Annotated in this window: 15 protein-coding genes and 1 pseudogene; 8 read left to right on the top strand and 8 right to left on the bottom strand. The window is 64.7% G+C overall.

What is annotated here, in order from left to right:
* Nucleotides 1-15: 15 nt before the first annotated feature.
* Nucleotides 16-2139 carry a catalase/peroxidase HPI gene (gene katG / locus MHEC_RS10900; protein WP_235434778.1) on the bottom strand — a complete coding sequence of 708 codons (2124 nt, stop codon included), beginning with the start codon at nucleotides 2137-2139 and terminating at the stop codon, nucleotides 16-18.
* Nucleotides 2140-2230: 91 nt separating this feature from the next.
* Nucleotides 2231-2653: a Fur family transcriptional regulator gene (locus tag MHEC_RS10895; protein WP_071700377.1), complete on the bottom strand. Its 423-nt coding sequence runs from the start codon at nucleotides 2651-2653 to the stop codon at nucleotides 2231-2233.
* A 353-nt stretch (nucleotides 2654-3006) separates the two neighbouring features.
* On the opposite strand from MHEC_RS10895, the gene MHEC_RS10890 reads away from it, so the two are divergent.
* The 3 genes from MHEC_RS10890 (at nucleotide 3007) to MHEC_RS10880 (ending at nucleotide 5914) form a co-directional block, all read left to right on the top strand.
* Complete coding sequence (locus MHEC_RS10890; protein WP_048890929.1) at nucleotides 3007-4266, top strand: acyltransferase family protein; 1260 nt, start codon at nucleotides 3007-3009, stop codon at nucleotides 4264-4266.
* 120 nt (nucleotides 4267-4386) lie between these two features.
* The gene (locus tag MHEC_RS10885; protein ID WP_048890928.1) at nucleotides 4387-5079 is read left to right on the top strand and encodes an Rv0518 family GDSL lipase; all 693 of its coding nucleotides are present in this window, start codon (nucleotides 4387-4389) and stop codon (nucleotides 5077-5079) included.
* A gap of 487 nt (nucleotides 5080-5566) precedes the next feature.
* On the top strand, nucleotides 5567-5914 hold the full coding sequence (locus tag MHEC_RS10880) for a hypothetical protein (RefSeq protein ID WP_414018091.1): 348 nt from the start codon (nucleotides 5567-5569) through the stop codon (nucleotides 5912-5914).
* Nucleotides 5915-5947: 33 nt separating this feature from the next.
* Here the strand turns inward: MHEC_RS10880 and MHEC_RS10875 are convergent.
* Together MHEC_RS10875 and aceA are read right to left on the bottom strand one after the other, a co-directional pair.
* Nucleotides 5948-7587: pseudogene (locus MHEC_RS10875) on the bottom strand (sulfatase-like hydrolase/transferase).
* Nucleotides 7588-7699: 112 nt separating this feature from the next.
* Nucleotides 7700-9991, bottom strand: a complete 2292-nt coding sequence (gene aceA, locus MHEC_RS10870) for an isocitrate lyase ICL2 (protein WP_048890926.1) — start codon at nucleotides 9989-9991, stop codon at nucleotides 7700-7702.
* An 88-nt stretch (nucleotides 9992-10079) separates the two neighbouring features.
* Here aceA and MHEC_RS10865 point away from each other — a divergent pair, with 88 nt between their 5' ends.
* Entirely contained in the window at nucleotides 10080-11099 is a 1020-nt protein-coding gene (locus tag MHEC_RS10865) for an NADP-dependent oxidoreductase (protein WP_048890925.1), read from the top strand.
* Between the two features lie 7 nt (nucleotides 11100-11106).
* On the opposite strand, the gene MHEC_RS10860 is transcribed toward MHEC_RS10865, so the two are convergent.
* Both MHEC_RS10860 and MHEC_RS24170 read right to left on the bottom strand, forming a co-directional pair.
* On the bottom strand, nucleotides 11107-11781 hold the full coding sequence (locus MHEC_RS10860) for a hypothetical protein (protein WP_048890924.1): 675 nt from the start codon (nucleotides 11779-11781) through the stop codon (nucleotides 11107-11109).
* 22 nt (nucleotides 11782-11803) lie between these two features.
* Nucleotides 11804-12307, bottom strand: a complete 504-nt coding sequence (locus tag MHEC_RS24170) for a hypothetical protein (protein WP_071700379.1) — start codon at nucleotides 12305-12307, stop codon at nucleotides 11804-11806.
* 136 nt (nucleotides 12308-12443) lie between these two features.
* On the opposite strand from MHEC_RS24170, the gene MHEC_RS10850 reads away from it, so the two are divergent.
* Together MHEC_RS10850 and MHEC_RS10845 are read left to right on the top strand one after the other, a co-directional pair.
* Nucleotides 12444-13607 (top strand): LLM class flavin-dependent oxidoreductase, encoded by a 1164-nt coding sequence (locus MHEC_RS10850; protein ID WP_048890922.1) that lies wholly within the window; start codon nucleotides 12444-12446, stop codon nucleotides 13605-13607.
* Nucleotides 13608-13681: 74 nt separating this feature from the next.
* Entirely contained in the window at nucleotides 13682-14062 is a 381-nt protein-coding gene (locus MHEC_RS10845) for a hypothetical protein (protein ID WP_048890921.1), read from the top strand.
* A 17-nt stretch (nucleotides 14063-14079) separates the two neighbouring features.
* Here MHEC_RS10845 and MHEC_RS10840 read toward each other — a convergent pair whose 3' ends face one another.
* Nucleotides 14080-14946, bottom strand: a complete 867-nt coding sequence (locus tag MHEC_RS10840; RefSeq protein WP_099868971.1) for a glycoside hydrolase family 16 protein — start codon at nucleotides 14944-14946, stop codon at nucleotides 14080-14082.
* On the opposite strand from MHEC_RS10840, the gene MHEC_RS10835 reads away from it, so the two are divergent.
* Entirely contained in the window at nucleotides 14885-15838 is a 954-nt protein-coding gene (locus MHEC_RS10835; protein WP_327037181.1) for an SDR family NAD(P)-dependent oxidoreductase, read from the top strand. The genes MHEC_RS10840 and MHEC_RS10835 overlap by 62 nt on opposite strands.
* Nucleotides 15839-16153: 315 nt before the next feature.
* A complete protein-coding gene (gene tenA, locus MHEC_RS10830) occupies nucleotides 16154-16816 on the top strand; it encodes a thiaminase II (protein ID WP_048890919.1) in 663 nt (220 codons plus the stop codon).
* A gap of 33 nt (nucleotides 16817-16849) precedes the next feature.
* Here the strand turns inward: tenA and MHEC_RS10825 are convergent, their stop codons facing one another.
* Nucleotides 16850-18328, bottom strand: a complete 1479-nt coding sequence (locus MHEC_RS10825) for an FAD-dependent monooxygenase (RefSeq protein ID WP_048890918.1) — start codon at nucleotides 18326-18328, stop codon at nucleotides 16850-16852.
* Between the last annotated feature and the right edge of the window lie 23 nt (nucleotides 18329-18351).

The following is an 18351-nucleotide window of genomic DNA, read 5'->3' as shown; positions in this document are numbered from 1 at the left end:
ACGATCATCGCGGCGTCAGCGACGCAGATCGAACCGGTCGAGGTTCATCACCTTGACCCACGCAGCGACAAAGTCCTGGACGAACTTCTCCCGGGCGTCGTCGGCGGCATAGACCTCGGCCAGGCCGCGCAGCACCGAGTTCGATCCGAACACGAGGTCGACGGCGGTGGCCGTCCACTTGAGCCGGCCGGTGGCGCGGTCACGAACCTCGTAGACGTTTTCCGTCGACTCGGACACCTTCCACTCGTTGTCCATGTCGCAGAGGTTGACGAAGAAGTCGTTGGTCAACGTCTCGGGCCGGTCGGTGAATACCCCATGCTTGGTCTGGCCGTAGTTGGCGCCCAAGGCCCGCATGCCGCCGATCAGGACCGTCATTTCCGGAGCGGTCAGGTTCAGCATGTATGCGCGGTCCACCAACAGGTGCTCCGGCGAGGCTTTCTCGCCAGCCCGCAGGTAGTTGCGGAACCCGTCGGCCTTGGGTTCGAGCACGGAGAAGGACTCCACGTCGGTCATCTCCTGGGTGGCGTCGGTGCGCCCCGGCGCGAACGGGACGACGATGTCGACCCCGGCCTTCTTCGCCGCCTGCTCGACCGCTGCGCAGCCACCCAGCACGATCACGTCAGCCAGCGAGACCTTCTTGTTGCCGGACTGCGAGTTGTTGAAGTCCTGCTGGACCTTCTCCAGTACTGGCAACACCTTGGCCAGTTCGGGCGGGTTGTTGACCTCCCAATCCTTTTGCGGCGCAAGGCGGATCCGTGCCCCGTTGGCCCCACCGCGCTTGTCGGTGCCGCGGAAGCTGGCCGCCGACGCCCACGCGGTGGTGACGAGCTGGGATATCGACAACCCCGATTGCAGGAGCTTGGCCTTGAGCGCGGCGATGTCGGTCTCATCGATCAGCTCGTGGTCGACCTCGGGTACCGGGTCTTGCCACAGCTGCGGTTCTGGAACCCAGGAGCCCAGGTAACGCGAGATGGGTCCCATGTCGCGGTGCAACAACTTGTACCACGCCTTGGCGAACTCCTCCTCGAGTTCTTCGGGGTGATCGAGCCAGCGGCGGGTGATCTTGCCGTAGATCGGGTCCATCCGCAGCGCGAGGTCCGTCACCAGCATTGTCGGGAGGCGCTTCACCGAGGGGTCGAACGGATCGGGCACCACCGGCTCGGCGTCCTTTGCCACGTATTGCCAGGCGCCGGCCGGGCTCTTGGTCAGCTCCCACTCGTACTTGTACAGCGTCTCCAGGTAGCCGTTGTCCCATTTGGTGGGTGTGGGAGTCCAGACCACTTCGATGCCGCTGGTGATCGCGTCCTTGCCGACACCGGTCCCGTAGGCGCTCTTCCAGCCCAGCCCCTGCTGCTCGATCGGCGCGGCCTCGGGCTCCGGGCCGACAAGGTCAGCCGGACCCGCACCGTGGGTCTTGCCCACTGTGTGGCCGCCGACGATCAGTGCAGCGGTCTCGACGTCGTTCATCGCCATCCGACGGAAGGTCTCCCGGATGTCGATCGCCGCCGCGAGCGGATCGGGCTTGCCGTTGGGTCCCTCGGGGTTCACGTAGATCAGGCCCATCTGAACGTTGGCAAGCGGCTCCGCCAGGTGGCGCTCGCCGCTGTAACGCTCGTCGCCGAGCCAGGTGTCTTCAGGACCCCAGAAGATCTCCTCGGGTTCGTAGATGTCCTCGCGCCCGAACGCGAAGCCGAACGTCTTGAATCCCATGGATTCGTAGGCGACGTTGCCGGCGAAGATGATCAGGTCGGCCCACGAGATCTTCTTGCCGTACTTCTTCTTCACCGGCCAGAGCAAGCGGCGCGCCTTGTCGAGGCTGGCGTTGTCGGGCCAGCTGTTGAGGGGAGCGAAGCGCTGTGCGCCTTCGCCACCGCCGCCGCGGCCGTCGTGGATGCGGTAGGTGCCGGCGGCATGCCAGCTCATCCGGATGAACAGCGGCCCGTAGTGGCCGTAGTCGGCGGGCCACCAATCCTGCGAGGTCGTCATCACCTCGATGAGGTCGCGTTTGAGCGCCTCGACGTCGAGTTTTTTGAACTCCTCCGCATAGTTGAAACCCTCACCCATGGGGCTGGCCTGAGGTGCGTGCTTCTTAAGAACCGACAGGTCTGGCTGGTTCGGCCACCAGTCTCGGTTCGTCATCGGCCGATGAGCCGTCGGGGTAGGAGCCTCGATCACCGGGTTTTCGCTTTCGGACACTTGGTCCTTCCTTTCAGGGGTAGGTGACTAGGGATCAGGGCGTCGAACAGTCGGGGCACAGGCCCCAGTAGATGACCTCGGCCTCGTCGAGCTCAAAGCCGTTGTCCTCAGACGGGGTCAGGCACGGTGCCTCGCCGACGGCGCAGTCGACGTCTGCGATGGCCCCACAGGACCGGCAGACGAGATGGTGGTGGTTGTCGGCGATGCGCGATTCGTAGCGCGCAACGAGGCCGGACGGCTGGATTCGCCGCACCAGGCCCGCCCGTGTCAGCGCATGCAACACGTCGTACACGGCCTGGCGCGATACCGTCGGCAAGCCGGAACGTACGGCTTCGAAAATTGTTTCGGTGTCCGAATGTGGATGCGCCTCGACCGCCTCGAGCACGGCGACTCGGGGGCGCGTCACGCGCAGATCGGCCATACGCAGCTTCTCTGCGTAGTCCGGCCTCGAGGACACATAGAAAATATGACTCCTTTTCTGGAATCAGTCAATAGTTCGCCGCTCGTCGCCGAGGTGTGCGCGGTGAGCGAGTTTGCCCTGCTCTGGTCGTCGGGTGATGTGTGCTATTGTAACGAAACTTAAACTGACTCAAGCGAATTCAACTATATTTAAGGCTAGATATTCGGGCCGGCGTGGCGGCCGGCTGCGCGTCGAGGCGCGGCTGGCTCACGCAGCCACACCGCTCCCTTGCACGGCATCGCGGTGGTAGCGCTGTTAGTCTGCAAAGGCTGTCGGCGCCACGTCGCGCGGCTAGCGACGGCCCGGCCAGCCGAACAGGTAGGCGAACGAAACGGCAGAGTCCACACGGAATGAGCATCGTGCGCAGCGGAGAGATCAAGGCCCTGACGGGACTCCGCATCGTCGCCGCAGTGTGGGTGGTGCTGTTTCACTTCCGGCCGATGTTGGGTGACGCATCACCCGGATTCCGCGACGCGCTTGCGCCGGTGCTGAACTGCGGCGCGCAGGGCGTTGACCTGTTTTTCATCCTCAGTGGGTTCGTCCTGACCTGGAACTACCTCGAGCGCATGGGCCGGGTCTGGTCGGTGCGTGCGACTGCGCATTTCTTGTGGCTGCGGCTGGCCAGAGTGTGGCCGGTCTATCTGGTCACATTGCATTTGGCCGCGCTGTGGGTGATCTTCACGTTGCATGTCGGTCATGTGCCCTCACCGGACGCAAGCCAGCTCACCGCGATCAGCTACGTGCGCCAGGTGCTGCTGGTGCAGCTGTGGTTTCAGCCATTCTTCGACGGCTCCAGCTGGGACGGGCCGGCCTGGTCGATCAGCGCGGAATGGCTGGCCTACCTGCTGTTCTGTGTGCTGGTGCTGATGGTGTTTCGGATGAAACATGCGACGCGGGCGCGAAGCCTGGTGTGGCTGGCCGTCGCCGCGTCGCTGCCCCCGGTGGTGCTGTTGCTGGCCAGCGGCCACTTCTACACGCCCTGGAGCTGGCTGCCGCGCATCGTCACGCAGTTCACCGCCGGCGCGCTGGCCTGCGCCGCCGTGCGCAGACTGCAGCTAACCGATCATGCGCGCCGCATCGCCGGATACCTTTCACTGTTGCTGATGGTGGGCATGGTGGGCGTCCTCTACTGGCTGGACGCGCACCCGATCACCGGGGTCGTGGAGAACGACAGCGGCGGGGTGGTCGACGTGCTCTTCGTTCCGCTGGTGATCACCCTGGCGGTCGGCATCGGCAGCCTGCCAAGGGTGTTATCGACGCGACTGATGGTCTACGGCGGGCAAATCTCGTTTTGCCTCTACATGGTGCATGAGCTGGTGCACACGGCCTGGGGCTGGGTCGTGCAGCAGTTCGAGCTATCGCTGCAGAGCGGCCCCTGGAAATGGAATGTCGTCGGTCTGCTCGTGATCGCGGTGGCCGCATCGGTGCTGCTGTATCACGTCGTCGAAGAGCCCGCCCGCCGGTGGATGCGCCGAATGGTCGACGTGGCGGATACCCGCCCCACGCGGCAGATCGACCAGTTGTGGGATCCGGTAAACACCGAGCTCGAACCGATCGACGGCGGCGTCCTGGCGGCGCACGAGGCGGCGGTTCCTGCGCGAGCCGTCTGACGGCTGCTTAGGCAGGCCAATTATGCTGTGCCGGGCAATGTCTCAGCTAGAGTCCTAGCACGTTTCGCTGTGCCGGGCAGGTTATGCTCGCCGCGCATCGCATCGGCAGTGGAGGTAACGGTGAGTCGGGTGGCCACGTTCGTCATCTTTCTCACCGCATTGGTTATGGCGGCTGTCGAACATTCAGCGCCGGTGTGGCACTACCGGACGGTCGGCCGCAGTTCACCGCCGAATCACATCGCGGTGATTGGTGACTCGTACACGGCCGGCACCGACGAGGGTGGTCTCGGGATGAAATCGTGGACCGCGCTGGCCTGGCAGACGCTGTCACACCAGGGTGTGCAAGTTGTGGCCGACGTGGCAGCCGAGGGCCGCGCCGGCTACGCCGTTGCGGGGGACCACGGCAGCGTCTTCGGGGACCTGACGGCGAGGGCGGTCAAGCCCGACGACGTGTTGGTGGTGTTCTTTGGTTCTCGTAATGACCAAGGCGTCGATCCGGGTCTGCTGGCCGAAATGGCCCGCAACGCTTTCGATCTGGCACGCCGCATCACGCCGACCGGAAGGCTCCTGGTGATCGGGCCGCCGTGGCCAACCGCGGATGTACCCGAATCCGTGCTGGAGGTTCGTGACATCCTCAACGCCGCCGCCCACGGCGCTGGAGCAGCGTTTGTCGACCCGATCGCCGACCGTTGGTTCGTTGACCGACCGGATCTGATCGGACCCGACGGTGTGCATCCCAACGACGCCGGGCACGCATACCTGGCCGACAAGATTGCGCCGATCATCGGCGCCCAATTGCCCAGACGGCGCTGAACCGCGTCGCTGAAGGCGCCGGGGATGCGGGCTGCCGCGATTGGCGCGGCTTCACCGGCGCAGACCTCGACCACGGGCGCGCCGAACATGGCTTCTAATTGTCGCGACCAGGCTGGCGTTTGCGCATGTCGTCAGCATCCAGTCGCGGATACGGCCAGCGAAAAGGCTTGCACCACAGGGCCACAGGGCCCTTGTCGCAGCTCCCCCAAGCACCGGGACCGAGCATGCGGATCGCGCATGTAGATCGTTGCTAGCGCGTCACGCTGCTGCTGCTGAACGCATGCACCATCACCGGCCCCGCGCCGAGCCGACACGAGTACGTTTTGCATTCGCCAATCACGGGTACAACAGGGCGGGTTGACCGTTGAAAGAACTACACAAGAACTACCCTGGAAGCTTCCAAACGAGAGTGGGGTCCGATGAAAACCCAACCGCGAATCGCGATCGCGCTCGTAGGCGGCGCGACCGTACTTTCATTGGCGGTCGGATGCGGCGGCGGCGGCAAAGCTGGACAGACAACTACCACCACGACTACCACTACGACCACGACCACCAGCGTCACCCCGGCGCCATCTTCGGCGCCGGCACCCGGGGCCCCACCGGCGGTGGAGGACCGGCCGGCGGCGGTGGCGCAATACCGGGTGGTCCCACCGGTGGCGGCGGCCCGGGTGGTGGCGGCGGTCAGATCCCGGGTGGTCCCACCGGTGGCGGCGGCCCGGGTGGTGGCGGCGGTCAGATCCCCGGCGTCGGTGGCGGCGGGGAGGCCCTGGTGGCGGCGGCGGATGCATCAACGGGGTCGGTTGCGCTGGCTGGCCGTGATAGCGCGGTGAGGTAGACGTCCTCCTGTCGAGGGAAAGAACGGCTGCGGTCAGCCCCCGCGACGAGCGACGAGCTGGCGCATATCGGCGAGGCCTTGCTGTTGAGCGTCGTCAAGGAAGGCCGGCAGCGGAGCTCGCACCTCGGCGAGTACCTTGTGGTCGAGGAGTTCCTGCAGTCCGACCTCCTTGCGGTTGCGGCCGGCCTGGTTGTCGACCTCCTGTACCCCCAAACGTGTTGAGTAGTCGTAGAATTCACGCTCAATCGGCCGCGACGTGTCGACGTCCATACCACCTGGCTTCCAGTACGAGTAGGAGGCGAGCTTCGCGTCACGGGTCCGCACCGCCAGGATGTGGCTCGGCGAGGAGGTGGGGATATTGGTCGGCAGCTCGGACGGTCCGAAAACCGCACGGGTGTTTGGCGACTTCAATAACGTCGTCATTTCTTCCACCGACATGTCGTCAGTGACGTGCGCAATCCACGGGCGACCCTGTGCCGCAGGGTTTTTCGCAATGGCTACGAGGTCAGCGCGGTCAGCCAAATAGGCATAGCGGGGCTCGGCGCGCCACCCGTTCCCGCCATAGCCAATGCTCAACAGCAGCGGCGCCAAGTCGACGCTAGAGGTCAGCTGGATCCGGGTGTCGCCGGGTTTGGGCGTCAGATGTCCGCGCGGGTCGCGAATATAGAGCGGTACCCGGATCGCCTCCTCGTAAGCGGCCGCCCCCTTACCGCGCAGGCCGTGCGAGCCGGCGTATTCACCGTGATCGGACGTGAACACGACGACGGTGTTGCGGTCGATCTCGGGATGTGCGGCCAGTTTGTCGATCACCCGCCCGATCTGCGCGTCCACTTGTTGTTGCAGCCACAGATACATGTCCAGGCAGCGGGCCCACTGGCGCGCAACATCTGGCCCGGAGTATGAGAGCCTGCCCGTCAACAGTGGGGACATGAAGTTCATGTAGTCGATCTGCAGTTGCGGCTTACCGCGCCGGCGCAGATCCTCAGGTGTCTCGAAGTTGACCGGCGCTGCGTCAAACCAGCGCGGAACATCCTCGGGCAAGGGGTTTTTCGGCCACCAACAAATATCATGCGGATTGACCAGCGAGACGGTGGTGCACCAAGGCCTTTGCCGGCGTTGTCATCGAACCATTCGCAGAACTGGTCGACGATGCCGGGGTCTTTCCGCAACCCTTGGTTGGGCGAGCCGTTGGGCGACGGAAAGGTGCCACCGGAAAAACCGTGTGCCTCAAGACCTTCAGGTGTTGTGTCACCCTGGTGCCCGAGATGCCACTTGCCCCACCACCACGTGTGATACCCGTGCTGGCGCAGCATCGTGCCCCACGTCGGAAACCTGGGAGCCAGAGTCGACTCGCTAGGCCCTTCTCCGGTGAACAAGCATCCGGTTTGGTGAGAGTACAAACCTGTGGTCATCACACCGCGCGACGGCGTGCACATGTTGGATGCGGTGTAATGGGCCTCCAATGAAACGCTGCTCCTTTGTAGTCGACCGATGTTGGGCAGCAGGGTAGAGAGCTGATGAGGTTCTGGGAACCACCGGGGCCCGCGCATTTGATCGACAACGATCACCAGGATGTTGGGTTTGTTGCCGCCGGTAACCGCGGAATCGCTCGGACCTGGCTTGCGCAAGAAGCCGCAGCCACCGAGCCCGACCGCGGCAGCACCCGCCGTCATCCCAGCACGGACCAATAATGCCCGGCGATTAATCACACCCCAACTCCAAGGAAGACGCGGTTACCCGCGGGACATCCCGGCACGCCGATCACTGTGTGGCACGAACTGCCCGCTAGCCTTCCTTGCGGATCAACCGCCACAGCGCCTTGCGGTCGGGCGCCAGCAGCTCTTGGATGCGTGGGTGGTTTACGTCGGCGACGATGATCTCGCCGACCTCCTGGTGCACATCGCGGAAGATGCCGTGCGACTTCATCTTTTCGGTCTGGTAGAGGTTGTCCTCGGTCGGCGTGACATAGTGGACCGCGTCGGCCTTGAACCGATGCACCAACCACAGGTGGATCAGCGTCATCAGGCGCTTCTGCCGCAGTCTCTCTTCGAACGTGTTCTGGTCACGCACCGTGAGGATGGTGCTTTCGCGGCGATCTTGGAACGGCGCGAAGATCACGTTGGCCAGTTCCTCGTCGCCCTCACCGAAGATGCCGAGCTCGAGCAGCTCAGAACCGGCGCGGTGCGGTCGCAGTTGGACACGGAGCTTTTCGCCAAGCTGGTAGTGCTCGCTCCACATCGCCAGCCAGTCCTCGAGCAGCTTCTTGGGCACCTCGGTCTGCACCAGATGCTGGTGCTGGGTCGAACCCTTGCCCATGGCCTTGGTGGTGGCCGTGCGGCCCGAGGACGCCAGCAGCGCGGCATCACTGCGCGGCCCGCCAACCAGCGTTTGCGGCGTTCGGTAGGGCGACTCGACCAAACGCAGCTGGCGCTGCAGCCGAGCCAGCGCCAGCATGCCGTCCTGCTTGAGGGCGGTGGCGAACTCCTCGGCGGCGACGCCGTCGATCTGGTGCCCCCCATAGGTGATGAAGTTGAAGACGAAGCCCATCTTGCCGAGCTCCTCGGGGAAGCGGCGCATCTCCTCGTCGCTCATCCCGGTGGTATCCCAGTTGAACGACGGGGAAAGGTTGTAGGCCAGCATCTTGTCGGGGTACTTGGCATGAATCGCCTCGGCGAACTGCCGAGCATCGGCCAGATCGGCTGTCTTGGTCTCCATCCATAGCAGGTCGGCGAACGGCGCCGCGGCCAGCGACTTGGCGATGGCATAGGGGATGCCGCCGCGGACCTGGTAGTAGCCCTCCGGGGTCTTCGCCAGCTCACAGTCCCACGGGGCGACGACGCCCAGCTCCTTGGCCTTCTCCCGGGCAGCGTAAAGCGGTGCGTCCTTGGCGAACTCACGCCATTCCGCGGAGCTCATATCCCGCGGGTCGCCCTCACTCTCGGCGAATTCGAGCAGATCCGCGACCGCGTCCCCATAGGTCTCCAGCCCGGCGTCCGCCTCCCACGCATCGACGAATCGCGCCTCGACCTTGTCGAAGAGAGCGTCGATGGATTGCTGTCCGTTCTGCTGCCAGGCCGCCGCCGCCTCGGCGACCAGATCCAGGATGCCCTGACGCTCCAGCCAGGCGTCCGCCGCGGCGTACTCGCCGTCGGGCAGCGCATAAAGGAAGTGGCCGTTCAGTTCCTTGACGCCCAGGTCGTAGAAGCGCCGCATCAACGCCAGCCAACAGGCTTTGTAGGAGGGAATTTTCAGGTTGGTCGCGCCGAGCAGAAACGGCTGGTCGCGTTCATCGGCGCGGCTGTCGATCAGGTTGCCCGCCTCGGCGTCAGTGCGCGCGACGATGATGCCGGGGACGCCCATCACGTCGAGCTGGAAGCGCGCCGCGTTGAGGCGTTTGATCTGCTCGTCGGATGGCACCAGAACCTTGCCGCCCTGGTGGCCGCACTTCTTCGTGCCGGGGCGTTGATCCTCGATGTGGTATCCGGGCACGCCCGCCTCGACGAAGCGGCGGATCAGATTGCGCACGTGCGGGTCGCCGCCGTGTCCGGTGTCGGCATCGGCGATGATGAACGGTCGGAAATCGACCGGAGGTGTTGCCGCCCGCTGCTCGTCGGTCATGCGCAGGCGCAGGAACTGCTGATTACGGTCGGCGGTGAGCAGCGCGCGGACCAGCCCGGCCGCTTCGTCGGGCACCTGGCTCAACGGGTAGCTGGCGAGGTCGGGACCCGGGTCCTCACTGCTGGAGCCCTTCGCCGACGTCGCCCAACCGCCGAGATAGATGGCTTCGATGCCCATCCGTTTGATGGTCACCGCCTGCCCCGGCGAGTACGGCCCGAATGTCGTGATGCTCTTGCCCTGGGCGAACAATTCGCGAAGGCGGGCGTAGAACGCCACCGCCGCTTCTCGTGCCACTGGGTAGTCGGTGGGGATCGTGCCCCGCTGCTCGACAACTTGGCGAGCCGAGTAGAGGCGAACGATTCCGTCGAAGCGGGGACTGTCGAAGTAGCGCTGCACGGCAGCGACTTCCTGCTCGAACGGTGTGCGGGCCTCGGCGTCCGCTTCGATGGTGGTGGCCATGGGTATACGCTCCTGTCCAGCGCCGTTTCCCCGACGATGCGAGTCTATCCTGCACCGCGTCGGTCGACGGCTTCGGTAGTTTCGCATCGTGGCAGAGCTCATGAACCGCCAGATACTGCTGCGTCGCCGCCCTACCGGGCTGCTCCAGCCCGGCGACACCGAGCTGGTCACCTCGCCCGCGCCGCAGCCCGCCGAGGGCGAAGCGTTGCTGCGCAACACCTACATCGGCATCGACGCCGCCGTCCGCACCTGGCTCAACGACCAACCCGGCTACCTGCCGCCCGTGCAATTGGGTGAGGTGATCCGGGCGGCCGGGATCGGTGAAGTGGTGGCGTCGCGGTGCGACGCCTACGCGGTCGGGGACGTGGTCACCACCCTGTCGGGATTCCAGGAGTACGTGATCATCCGCGACGACGTCTTCAGCACGCCCATTCCCGATGCGAACGACCAGGTGGCGGTGATGTCGGTGTACGGCCCGACCGGGGCCACCGCGTATTTCGGAATGACCGGCATCGGCAAACCCAAGCCCGGTGACACGGTGGTGGTCTCGGCCGCCGCGGGCGCGACCGGGTCGGTGGCCGGGCAGATCGCCAAGATCGCCGGCGCGCGTGTGGTCGGCATCGCCGGCGGGCCGGAGAAGTGCCGAATCGTGGTGGAAGAGTTTGGTTTTGACGCGTGTATCGATTACAAACAAGACAATTTGGCTGCCGCGCTCAAACAGCATTGCCCCCGTGGCGTCGACGTCTACTTCGACAATGTCGGCGGCCCTATCCTCGACGCGGTGCTGGGCCGCTTGGCGCACAAGGCACGGGTGGTGCTGTGTGGAGTCATCTCCAGCTACCTGACCGGCGAGCACCCGGGGCCGGCCAACTACGTAAATCTGTTGTCCAAAACCGCGCTCATGCAGGGGTTCAATGCGCTGGAGATGTGGGACCGATTCGACGAGGCGTTCGCCGACCTGCGCCGCTGGGAGCAGGACGGCAAACTCGTGCATCGTGAGACCATCTTCGAGGGCATCGAGTCATGCGTCGACGCGCTCAACGGCCTGTTCACCGGCGCGAACATCGGCAAAATGCTGGTCAAAGTCGGTGAGCCCACGCCGGTCTAAGCCGTGGCTATCCGTCGATCGCCCCGCAAATCCCGCGCTCGAGGCTTGCCCTCGTCGCGGACGGCAACACGATCAGGCCATCGAGCTCTTTGCGGGCAAGCTCGTATGCATGCTGACGTTCGTGGGCGGTGGCGGAGGGGTCTGACGCCACCCGCATCAGCGTGCGAGCGCGCGCGATCCGCTGCTGTCCTTCCTGGGAGAAGTCGTTGCGGCGCCGCCGGACAGCCTCCGCCTCCGCGGCGTTGAATGCGGTCACGTACTCTTCGACGGCGGCGAAATACTGGGCGGCAGCCTCGCGGTCATCGAGAAGATCCTCGGCTTTGGTCGGACGCAAGAAATCCGCCCTCAGCTTGGCCTTGTGGAAGGCGATCGTAAGCGGGTCACGCATGTCGGTGATCAACGGATAGTCCAGCAGCTTCGCGACGTCGAGCTCGTACTCCAGCCAGCGCGCATCGGTTCGACGGTGCTCTTCGACGACGCGTTTGATCGACCCCCACTGGGCGGCTGGGCTGCCGTTGGCGCGTCCGATGGACACCGCATCCGGGCGGTCGACCCGATCAAGCCCCCCGGGGCCCATCCGTCGCCGCTGGGCGGCCAGCAACGCTTTGACCCCGGCGACGATCATGCCGGCCAGCGGCAACAGCACGAGGAGAAACTCCGCCAGCCGGAACAGCACGCCCATATGGCGAGGATGCCACCGCCGGTCAAATCCAGACATAAAGCCGCGGACCGGCCGGGCCGCGACGCGGTGCCTCCCGCGGAAAGGAAATTGGAGCGTCAAATCCGGCGAGCTTTACCCTGATCGCCGCTGAATCGGCGGAAACGGCCTCGATCGTGCCGATGTCGTACCTGTGCTCACTGTCCCATTTGATCGTGACGCGCTGCCCGAGATGGTGCGCTGACAGGTCCTCGGGCGCGACTTCGGTCGGTTGGGGTGCCACCACGGCCGGTGCGGCACCCATGTCGCGCAGCGACGCCTGACCGGAATCCGCCGACCAGGCTCGGTCATCGCCGAAGTACTCCGAGTCGTCGCTGCTGCGCTCAACGCGATGCAGCACCGATCTCTTCTTCTCCGAGGCGGGGGCATCGTCCACCCAGAGCTTCCACCCCGGAGGTGGCGGCGGCCATGACGGATCCGGGGACCAGTCAGGGGGCGGCACCCAACCCTCGGGTGGCTTGGGCCAGTTCGGCGGAGGGTTGTAGCGCATCAGCAGTCACCGCCCCACGTCGTTAATCCGGAACTAACCCACGATATCTCCGCTCGGCTCCGGCGCCTCTTCGCTGCCCTCGGACCGGCGCAAAGGTTTAAAGTTCGGGCAACTCGATTTCAAAAAGGGGACCTCGATGGCCAAGCTCCGGTTCGGATATTTCATGGCACCGTTTCATCGTGCGGGCACCAATCCGACGCTGGCACTGCAACGCGATCTGGACTTCGTCGAGCACATCGACGCGCTGGGTTTCGATGAAGTGTGGTTCGGTGAGCATCACTCCGCGGGCAGCGAGATCATCAGTTCACCGGAGATCTTCATCGCCGCCGCTGCGCAACGAACCAAGCGGATCCGCTTGGGCACCGGGGTAATCTCGCTGGCCTACCACAACCCGCTGTGGGTTGCCGATCGGCTGGTGCTGCTCGACCACCTCACCTATGGGCGAGTGCTTGGCGGAGTGGGACCGGGCTCGCTACCCACCGATTCCGCGATGATCGGACTGAACCCCACCGACACGCGCGAGCTTCTCGAAACCAACCTCGACATCTTGGTCCGCCTGCTGGACGGCGAGACTGTGACCGCCAAAACCGCCACCCATGAGCTGTTCGACGCCCGGTTGCAGCTCGCCCCGTATTCCGAGGGCGGGATCCCTCTGGCGGTGGCAGCGGTCGCCTCGCCGACGGGCGCCAGGCTGGCCGGCAAACACGGGATCGGGCTGCTGTCTATCGGGGCGACGCTGACCACCGAAGGCTTCGACGCACTCGCTTACCACTGGGGCATCGTCGAGGAGCGCGCAGCGGCCTTCGGCAAGCGAGTCGACCGCAACGACTGGCGGCTGGTGGGGCCGTTCCACGTTGCTGAGACCGACGAGCAGGCCCGCGCCGATGTGAAATTCGGGATCGAGCCGTGGTTCCACTATTTCCAAAAGGTGGCTGCGTTCCCACAAATGACCATGCCGGGGGACCGGCTCGACGAAATGATCGACATCATCAACAATGCGGGAGCCGGTGTGATCGGAACTCCAGAGCGGGCGCGCGCACAGGTGCAGCGGCTGTGGGAGCAGTCCGGTGGATTCGGCTGCATGCTGCAAATGGCCCACGAATGGGCGAATCCGGCGGCGACGAAGCGCTCCGCAGAGCTGTTTGCCGCCGAGGTGATGCCGTACTTCCAGGGCCAGGCACAGCCGACGCTCGACGCCGCGGCACGGGCCAGTGCAGTGCGAGAAGACCTCGCGCAGACCCAGCTGCAGGCGATCGATTACATGGCCAAGAAATACCAAGATGAAGTTGGTCCCAGATGAACAACTTTCAACGCCGCAACGTGATCCTCAGAACGTCCTAGCAGTGACCGGATCGACGCTTAGAGTGATCACCTATGGCGACTCCGTCCAACCTGTGGGGCGACGAATGGAGGAAGCTGTCGCATCGCGCTCAGGTGGGGGATCGGGCGCTCAGCCGCAGACGGGCGCGTCGCATGAGTCGGCGATTCGCCGGCGTCGGGGTCGGCATCCCCGCGGTGCGCCTTCAGGAAATAGCGGCGGGCGCGCCCATCGCGTTTGAGGAATTGATGGATGTCCGGTTTGCGCTCACCGCCACCGAGATCAAGCGCGCGGAGCGGCTGGCGAAGTTCAAGCACCGCAGACGGGTCGGAGTTCGGTTTCTCGTCGTCGCAGTCCTGATTCTCGCTGCGCTGAACCTGCTGCTGTGCATGGCGTATGTCTTCATTAGCCTAGTTCTGCACGAGGCGCCGTTCTAAAGCCGCAGCGCCACTTCTTACCAAACACGCACCCAGTCGATGAGCATGTCGGCCGGGTAGCTGCCCTGCCTGGCGTCGCCCCCGCCGGAGCCGCCAACCGCAAGGTTCAACACCGGGAACATCGTGTAGCCGGGTTCGTTAAAGGGCCATTCGCGGATGGGCAGCTCGAGATGTTCGATGCCGACCGCCGGAACAGTGAAGTATGGCTCCGCGCCGTCGACATAATCTTCCCAGAAATAGAAGCCGTTCTGATCCCAACGGCATCGCCACGTATGCCACCCGCCGTCCACCCCGACCGGATGGGTCTCGAACGCGGTGCCCTCCGGGTTTGCGTGCACGGTGGTGCCCGCCGGCCACTCTCCGTTGCCGTACCACTCAAGTAGGTCGATTTCACTGCTGCGGCCGGGATCGTCATTGGACAACCACCATGCGGGCCAGCACCCGGCGGTCTGGCAGTTGAGCTTGATCCGGGCCTCCCAGGTGGTGCCGATCGGTCCCCGCCAGTTGCCGCTGACCAGGCCGCCGTAGTAGGTGTCGCCCTCTTTTGTGGCCCGAAGAACCAGGTTGGAATTGCCGTCGATGAAGACGTTTCGGCGGTCGTTGCGGTATTGGTAGAAGAACTCGGGCCTGTCCCACCCCACCGGGTTCTTGATCGGCGTCCGGTGTGTCGCAACCGTCCAGTTCGCCGGGTTGGGCGCCGAACCGGCCGGGCCGTCGAACTCGTCATGGAAAAGCAGGCCCCCAGTGGTGGCACCCGGGGGGACCGCTGGCGCGGGCAACGGCGGCGAATCCGGTGGCGACGGATAGCCAGCAGCCTTGCCCATGGGGGCGGCGGCTGCCACCGCGCCGATCCCCAACATCAGCATCATGCTGCGACGCTTCATCTCAGCCACAGGTGCACGATATAAGGCGAGACCGCCGAAGCAACGGAAAGTTATGCAAAACAGCCGAATCGTTCTGATAACCGGAGCAACCTCCGGGCTTGGCCAGGCGGTTGCCGGTGCGCTTGCTGAGCGGGGGATGCATGTGCTGCTGCACGGTCGTGATCACGAGCGTGCCGCGGATGTGGCCGATCGGATACGTGCGTCGGGCGGTAGGGTGCAAACCTACCTAGCGGATCTCAGCTCGCTGCGGGAAACCTGCGATCTCGCCGAGCGGGTGAGCGCCGAACATTCAGTACTTCATCTCTTGATCAACAATGCAGGAATAGGCCCGGGCCGACCCCCGTACCGCAAACGGATCCTCAGCGCAGATGGCCACGAGCAGCGCTTCGCGGTCAATTACCTCGCCCCGGTATTGCTGGCCCGAAAACTTGTTCCCGCGCTCAAGACCAGTGCACCAGCGCGGATCGTCAACGTCGCATCCGCTGGGCAGGCACCAATAGACTTCGCGGACCTGCGGATGGACCACCACTACACCGGGATACGCGCCTACTATCGCAGCAAGTTCGCGTTGGTCGCGTTCACTTTCGACTTTGCAGAACAGCTCGCCGACACCGCCGTCACGGTCAACTGCTTGCATCCGGCGTCGTTGATGAATACGCGCATGGTCCGCCAGGCGTGGATTCCGCCGCTGTCATCCCTATCGACCGGCGTCAAAGCCGTGATGCACCTCGCCGTTGGGCCGACCGGTGCAGCTGTGACCGGGCGTTACTTCAAGGGCTGTCGCGACGCCAAGGCCCACCCCGCGGCTTACGATCCTGCCGTCCAATCGACATTGCGTGCGGTGACCGACGCGATCCTCCAACCGTTTCTCTCGAGCAAGAGCCCGCAATGACCATTGTGCTACCCCGGGTGGTGCAGCTGGTCGGCAAACCACTGGGGCGGAGCCGCATTTCGCGGTAACGTCGTGCGACGGCGAGCCGTTAGCTCAGCGAGCCTCCCAGCTGCGCGCTGGGGCGCAGCGCTGGGGCCCAGCTCATCGCCCAATGGCCGGCGCGCTCGACGAGCGCGTGGACGGTAGCGATACCAACAAACCCTCCACCAATACCTGACGTCGGTGGATGGCGTGCTGCGACTCAGCTTCACACCGGGTGTTTGTCAATGGACGCCGCCCACGAGCCGATATCGGGCTGGGATCATCGCAGGTGTGATGCGCAATGGTTGGACGCGGCGATTGTGGGCCGAGGTGGCAGGCATTTACTCGGCGATCCTGCAACACCCGTTCCTGGTCGGCCTCACCGACGGCCGACTCGACGCCAACGCGTTCGCCCACTACCTGATCCAGGACGCTTACTACTTGCACGATTTCGCCCGAGCACTAAGCGTCGTCGGCAGCAAGGCGCCCAGTCCTGCCGACGTGGGCATGTTCGCGCGGCACGCCGTCGGCATCATCGACGTCGAGCTCGATCTGCACGCGTCACTGCTGTCCGAACTGGGTGTCGCCAACTCCGACGCCGTACCCGTCGCGCCGACGACCCGCGCCTACACGAGCTACCTATTGGCCACCGCCCACGGCGGCACATTCGTCGACGGATTCGCCGCGGTACTGCCGTGCTACTGGATTTACGCCGAGGTGGGCACCGAGCTGGTTAAACGCGGCTCCCCGGATTCGCGCTACCAGCGCTGGATCGACAGCTATGCCGGCGAGGAGTATCAAACCGTCGTCGCCGAGGTGCTGGCACTTGCCGACGATGTTGGCCGGACCCTGGGTCCCACCGAAGAGGCCCGCGCCCGCGCCCATTTCGCCACAACCGCTCGCTACGAGTGGATGTTCTGGGACGCCGCCTGGCGGCGCGAGGCGTGGCCCGTCTGACACCGGCCCGCTCGATCAGCCGAGACTCGAGCATTAGCGCGCAGCAGGGGATCCGAACCAGGTGGTTAGCGCCTCAGGTAATCCGCTACCGGTGCCGTCTCCCACCCAGGCCACGTATCCATCCGGCCGAATCAACACGGCAGCGGGAGCAGCGACCGTCCCAAGCACCGGAAGCTCCCATGCACCATCGTATTTCGCGTCGATCAGCTGAACCCTGGTTGCCCAGGGAGCGATGTCCAGGCCACCGGGCTCATCGAAATTGAGTACCACCGCGCGGGCACTGTGCAGCAGGGTGAATACCCGTAGCGGTCCGTCGGCGGTGACCAGGTCCAGATCTGGCATGCGTCGTCCGAGCAGCGGGTGCCCGTCGCCGAGGTCGTAATGGATATCCAGACCGGACATCATCGCTGCGAATCGCGTGCGAGGCTCGTCCATGCTCAAAAGTTCGGACATGACCTCCCGCAGTGCTTCGGTGCGCTCGTTTCGGCGGTGAAGCAGCGCCATCTGCGCCATCGCGTTGCGCAGGACTCGTGCCGCGACGGGGTACCGTTCGGCATGGTAGGTGTCCAGAAGTTTGTGGGGCGAAGTCTGGTTGACCACCTGCGCCAACTTCCACCCCAGATTCACCGCGTCCTGCACACCGGTGTTGAGGCCCTGTCCGCCCACCGGGTGATGCACGTGTGCCGCGTCGCCGGCCACCAAGACTCGCCCGTCGCGATACGTCGCGGCCTGTCGTGCCGCATCGGTGAATCTGGAAATCCAAGTGGGACTGTGGATTCCGTAATCCGTTCCGTATACGGCTATCAGCGCCTTGCTCAGGTCGCGCAGAGTGGGTTCACCGGTGGGTCCAAGACGCGTCTCGGTTACCATGACTCGCACCGCCTTCCCGGCCTCCTTTGCAAGTGCATGGACGCCGAGAGCGTCGTGGCGAATACACCATTCCGGCTCTTGGTCTCGCTGGAAGGCCATTTCGACTTCGGCAAGCAGATAGCTCGCTGTCGGCTCCCAGCCAGCGAACTCGATGCCGGCGGCCTGACGGACCACGCTGTGTCCGCCATCGCAGCCCACCACATATTGCGCTCGCAGGAACTGGCCGTTGGCCAGTTGGACGTCAACGCCGCCGCAGTGTTGAGCGATGCCAGTCACCTGCAGCCCGCGATAGATCGGCACCGAGAGCTGGTCAACCCAGTCGGCCAGTATGCGCTCGATGTGCTTCTGCCACAACGCAAGCCCATAGGGGTGGCGGGTAGGAAAGTCGCTGATGTCCAACGGAATCTGTGAGAAACCCGCCACCTGCGCCACCCGCCCATACGCCAGAAACCGCTCTGCGATTCCGCGCTGATCGAAAACCTCGATGGTGCGCGCATGCAGACCGCCTGCACGCGTCCCAATCAGATCCTGGCTGGCGCGGCGCTCGGCAATAGCGACGTCAACGCCCGCCAGCGCCAACTCGCCGGCCAACATCAGCCCGGTGGGCCCTGCTCCCACGACCACCACCGCATGGTCAGCCATCACGCCGACCGTCCTGCGCGACG

The sequence above is a fragment of the Mycobacterium heckeshornense genome (assembly GCF_016592155.1).
Lineage (GTDB): Bacteria > Actinomycetota > Actinomycetes > Mycobacteriales > Mycobacteriaceae > Mycobacterium > Mycobacterium heckeshornense.
Note: the sequence above shows the minus strand (reverse complement) of the source record. Positions and strands in the feature narration are given on the sequence as shown.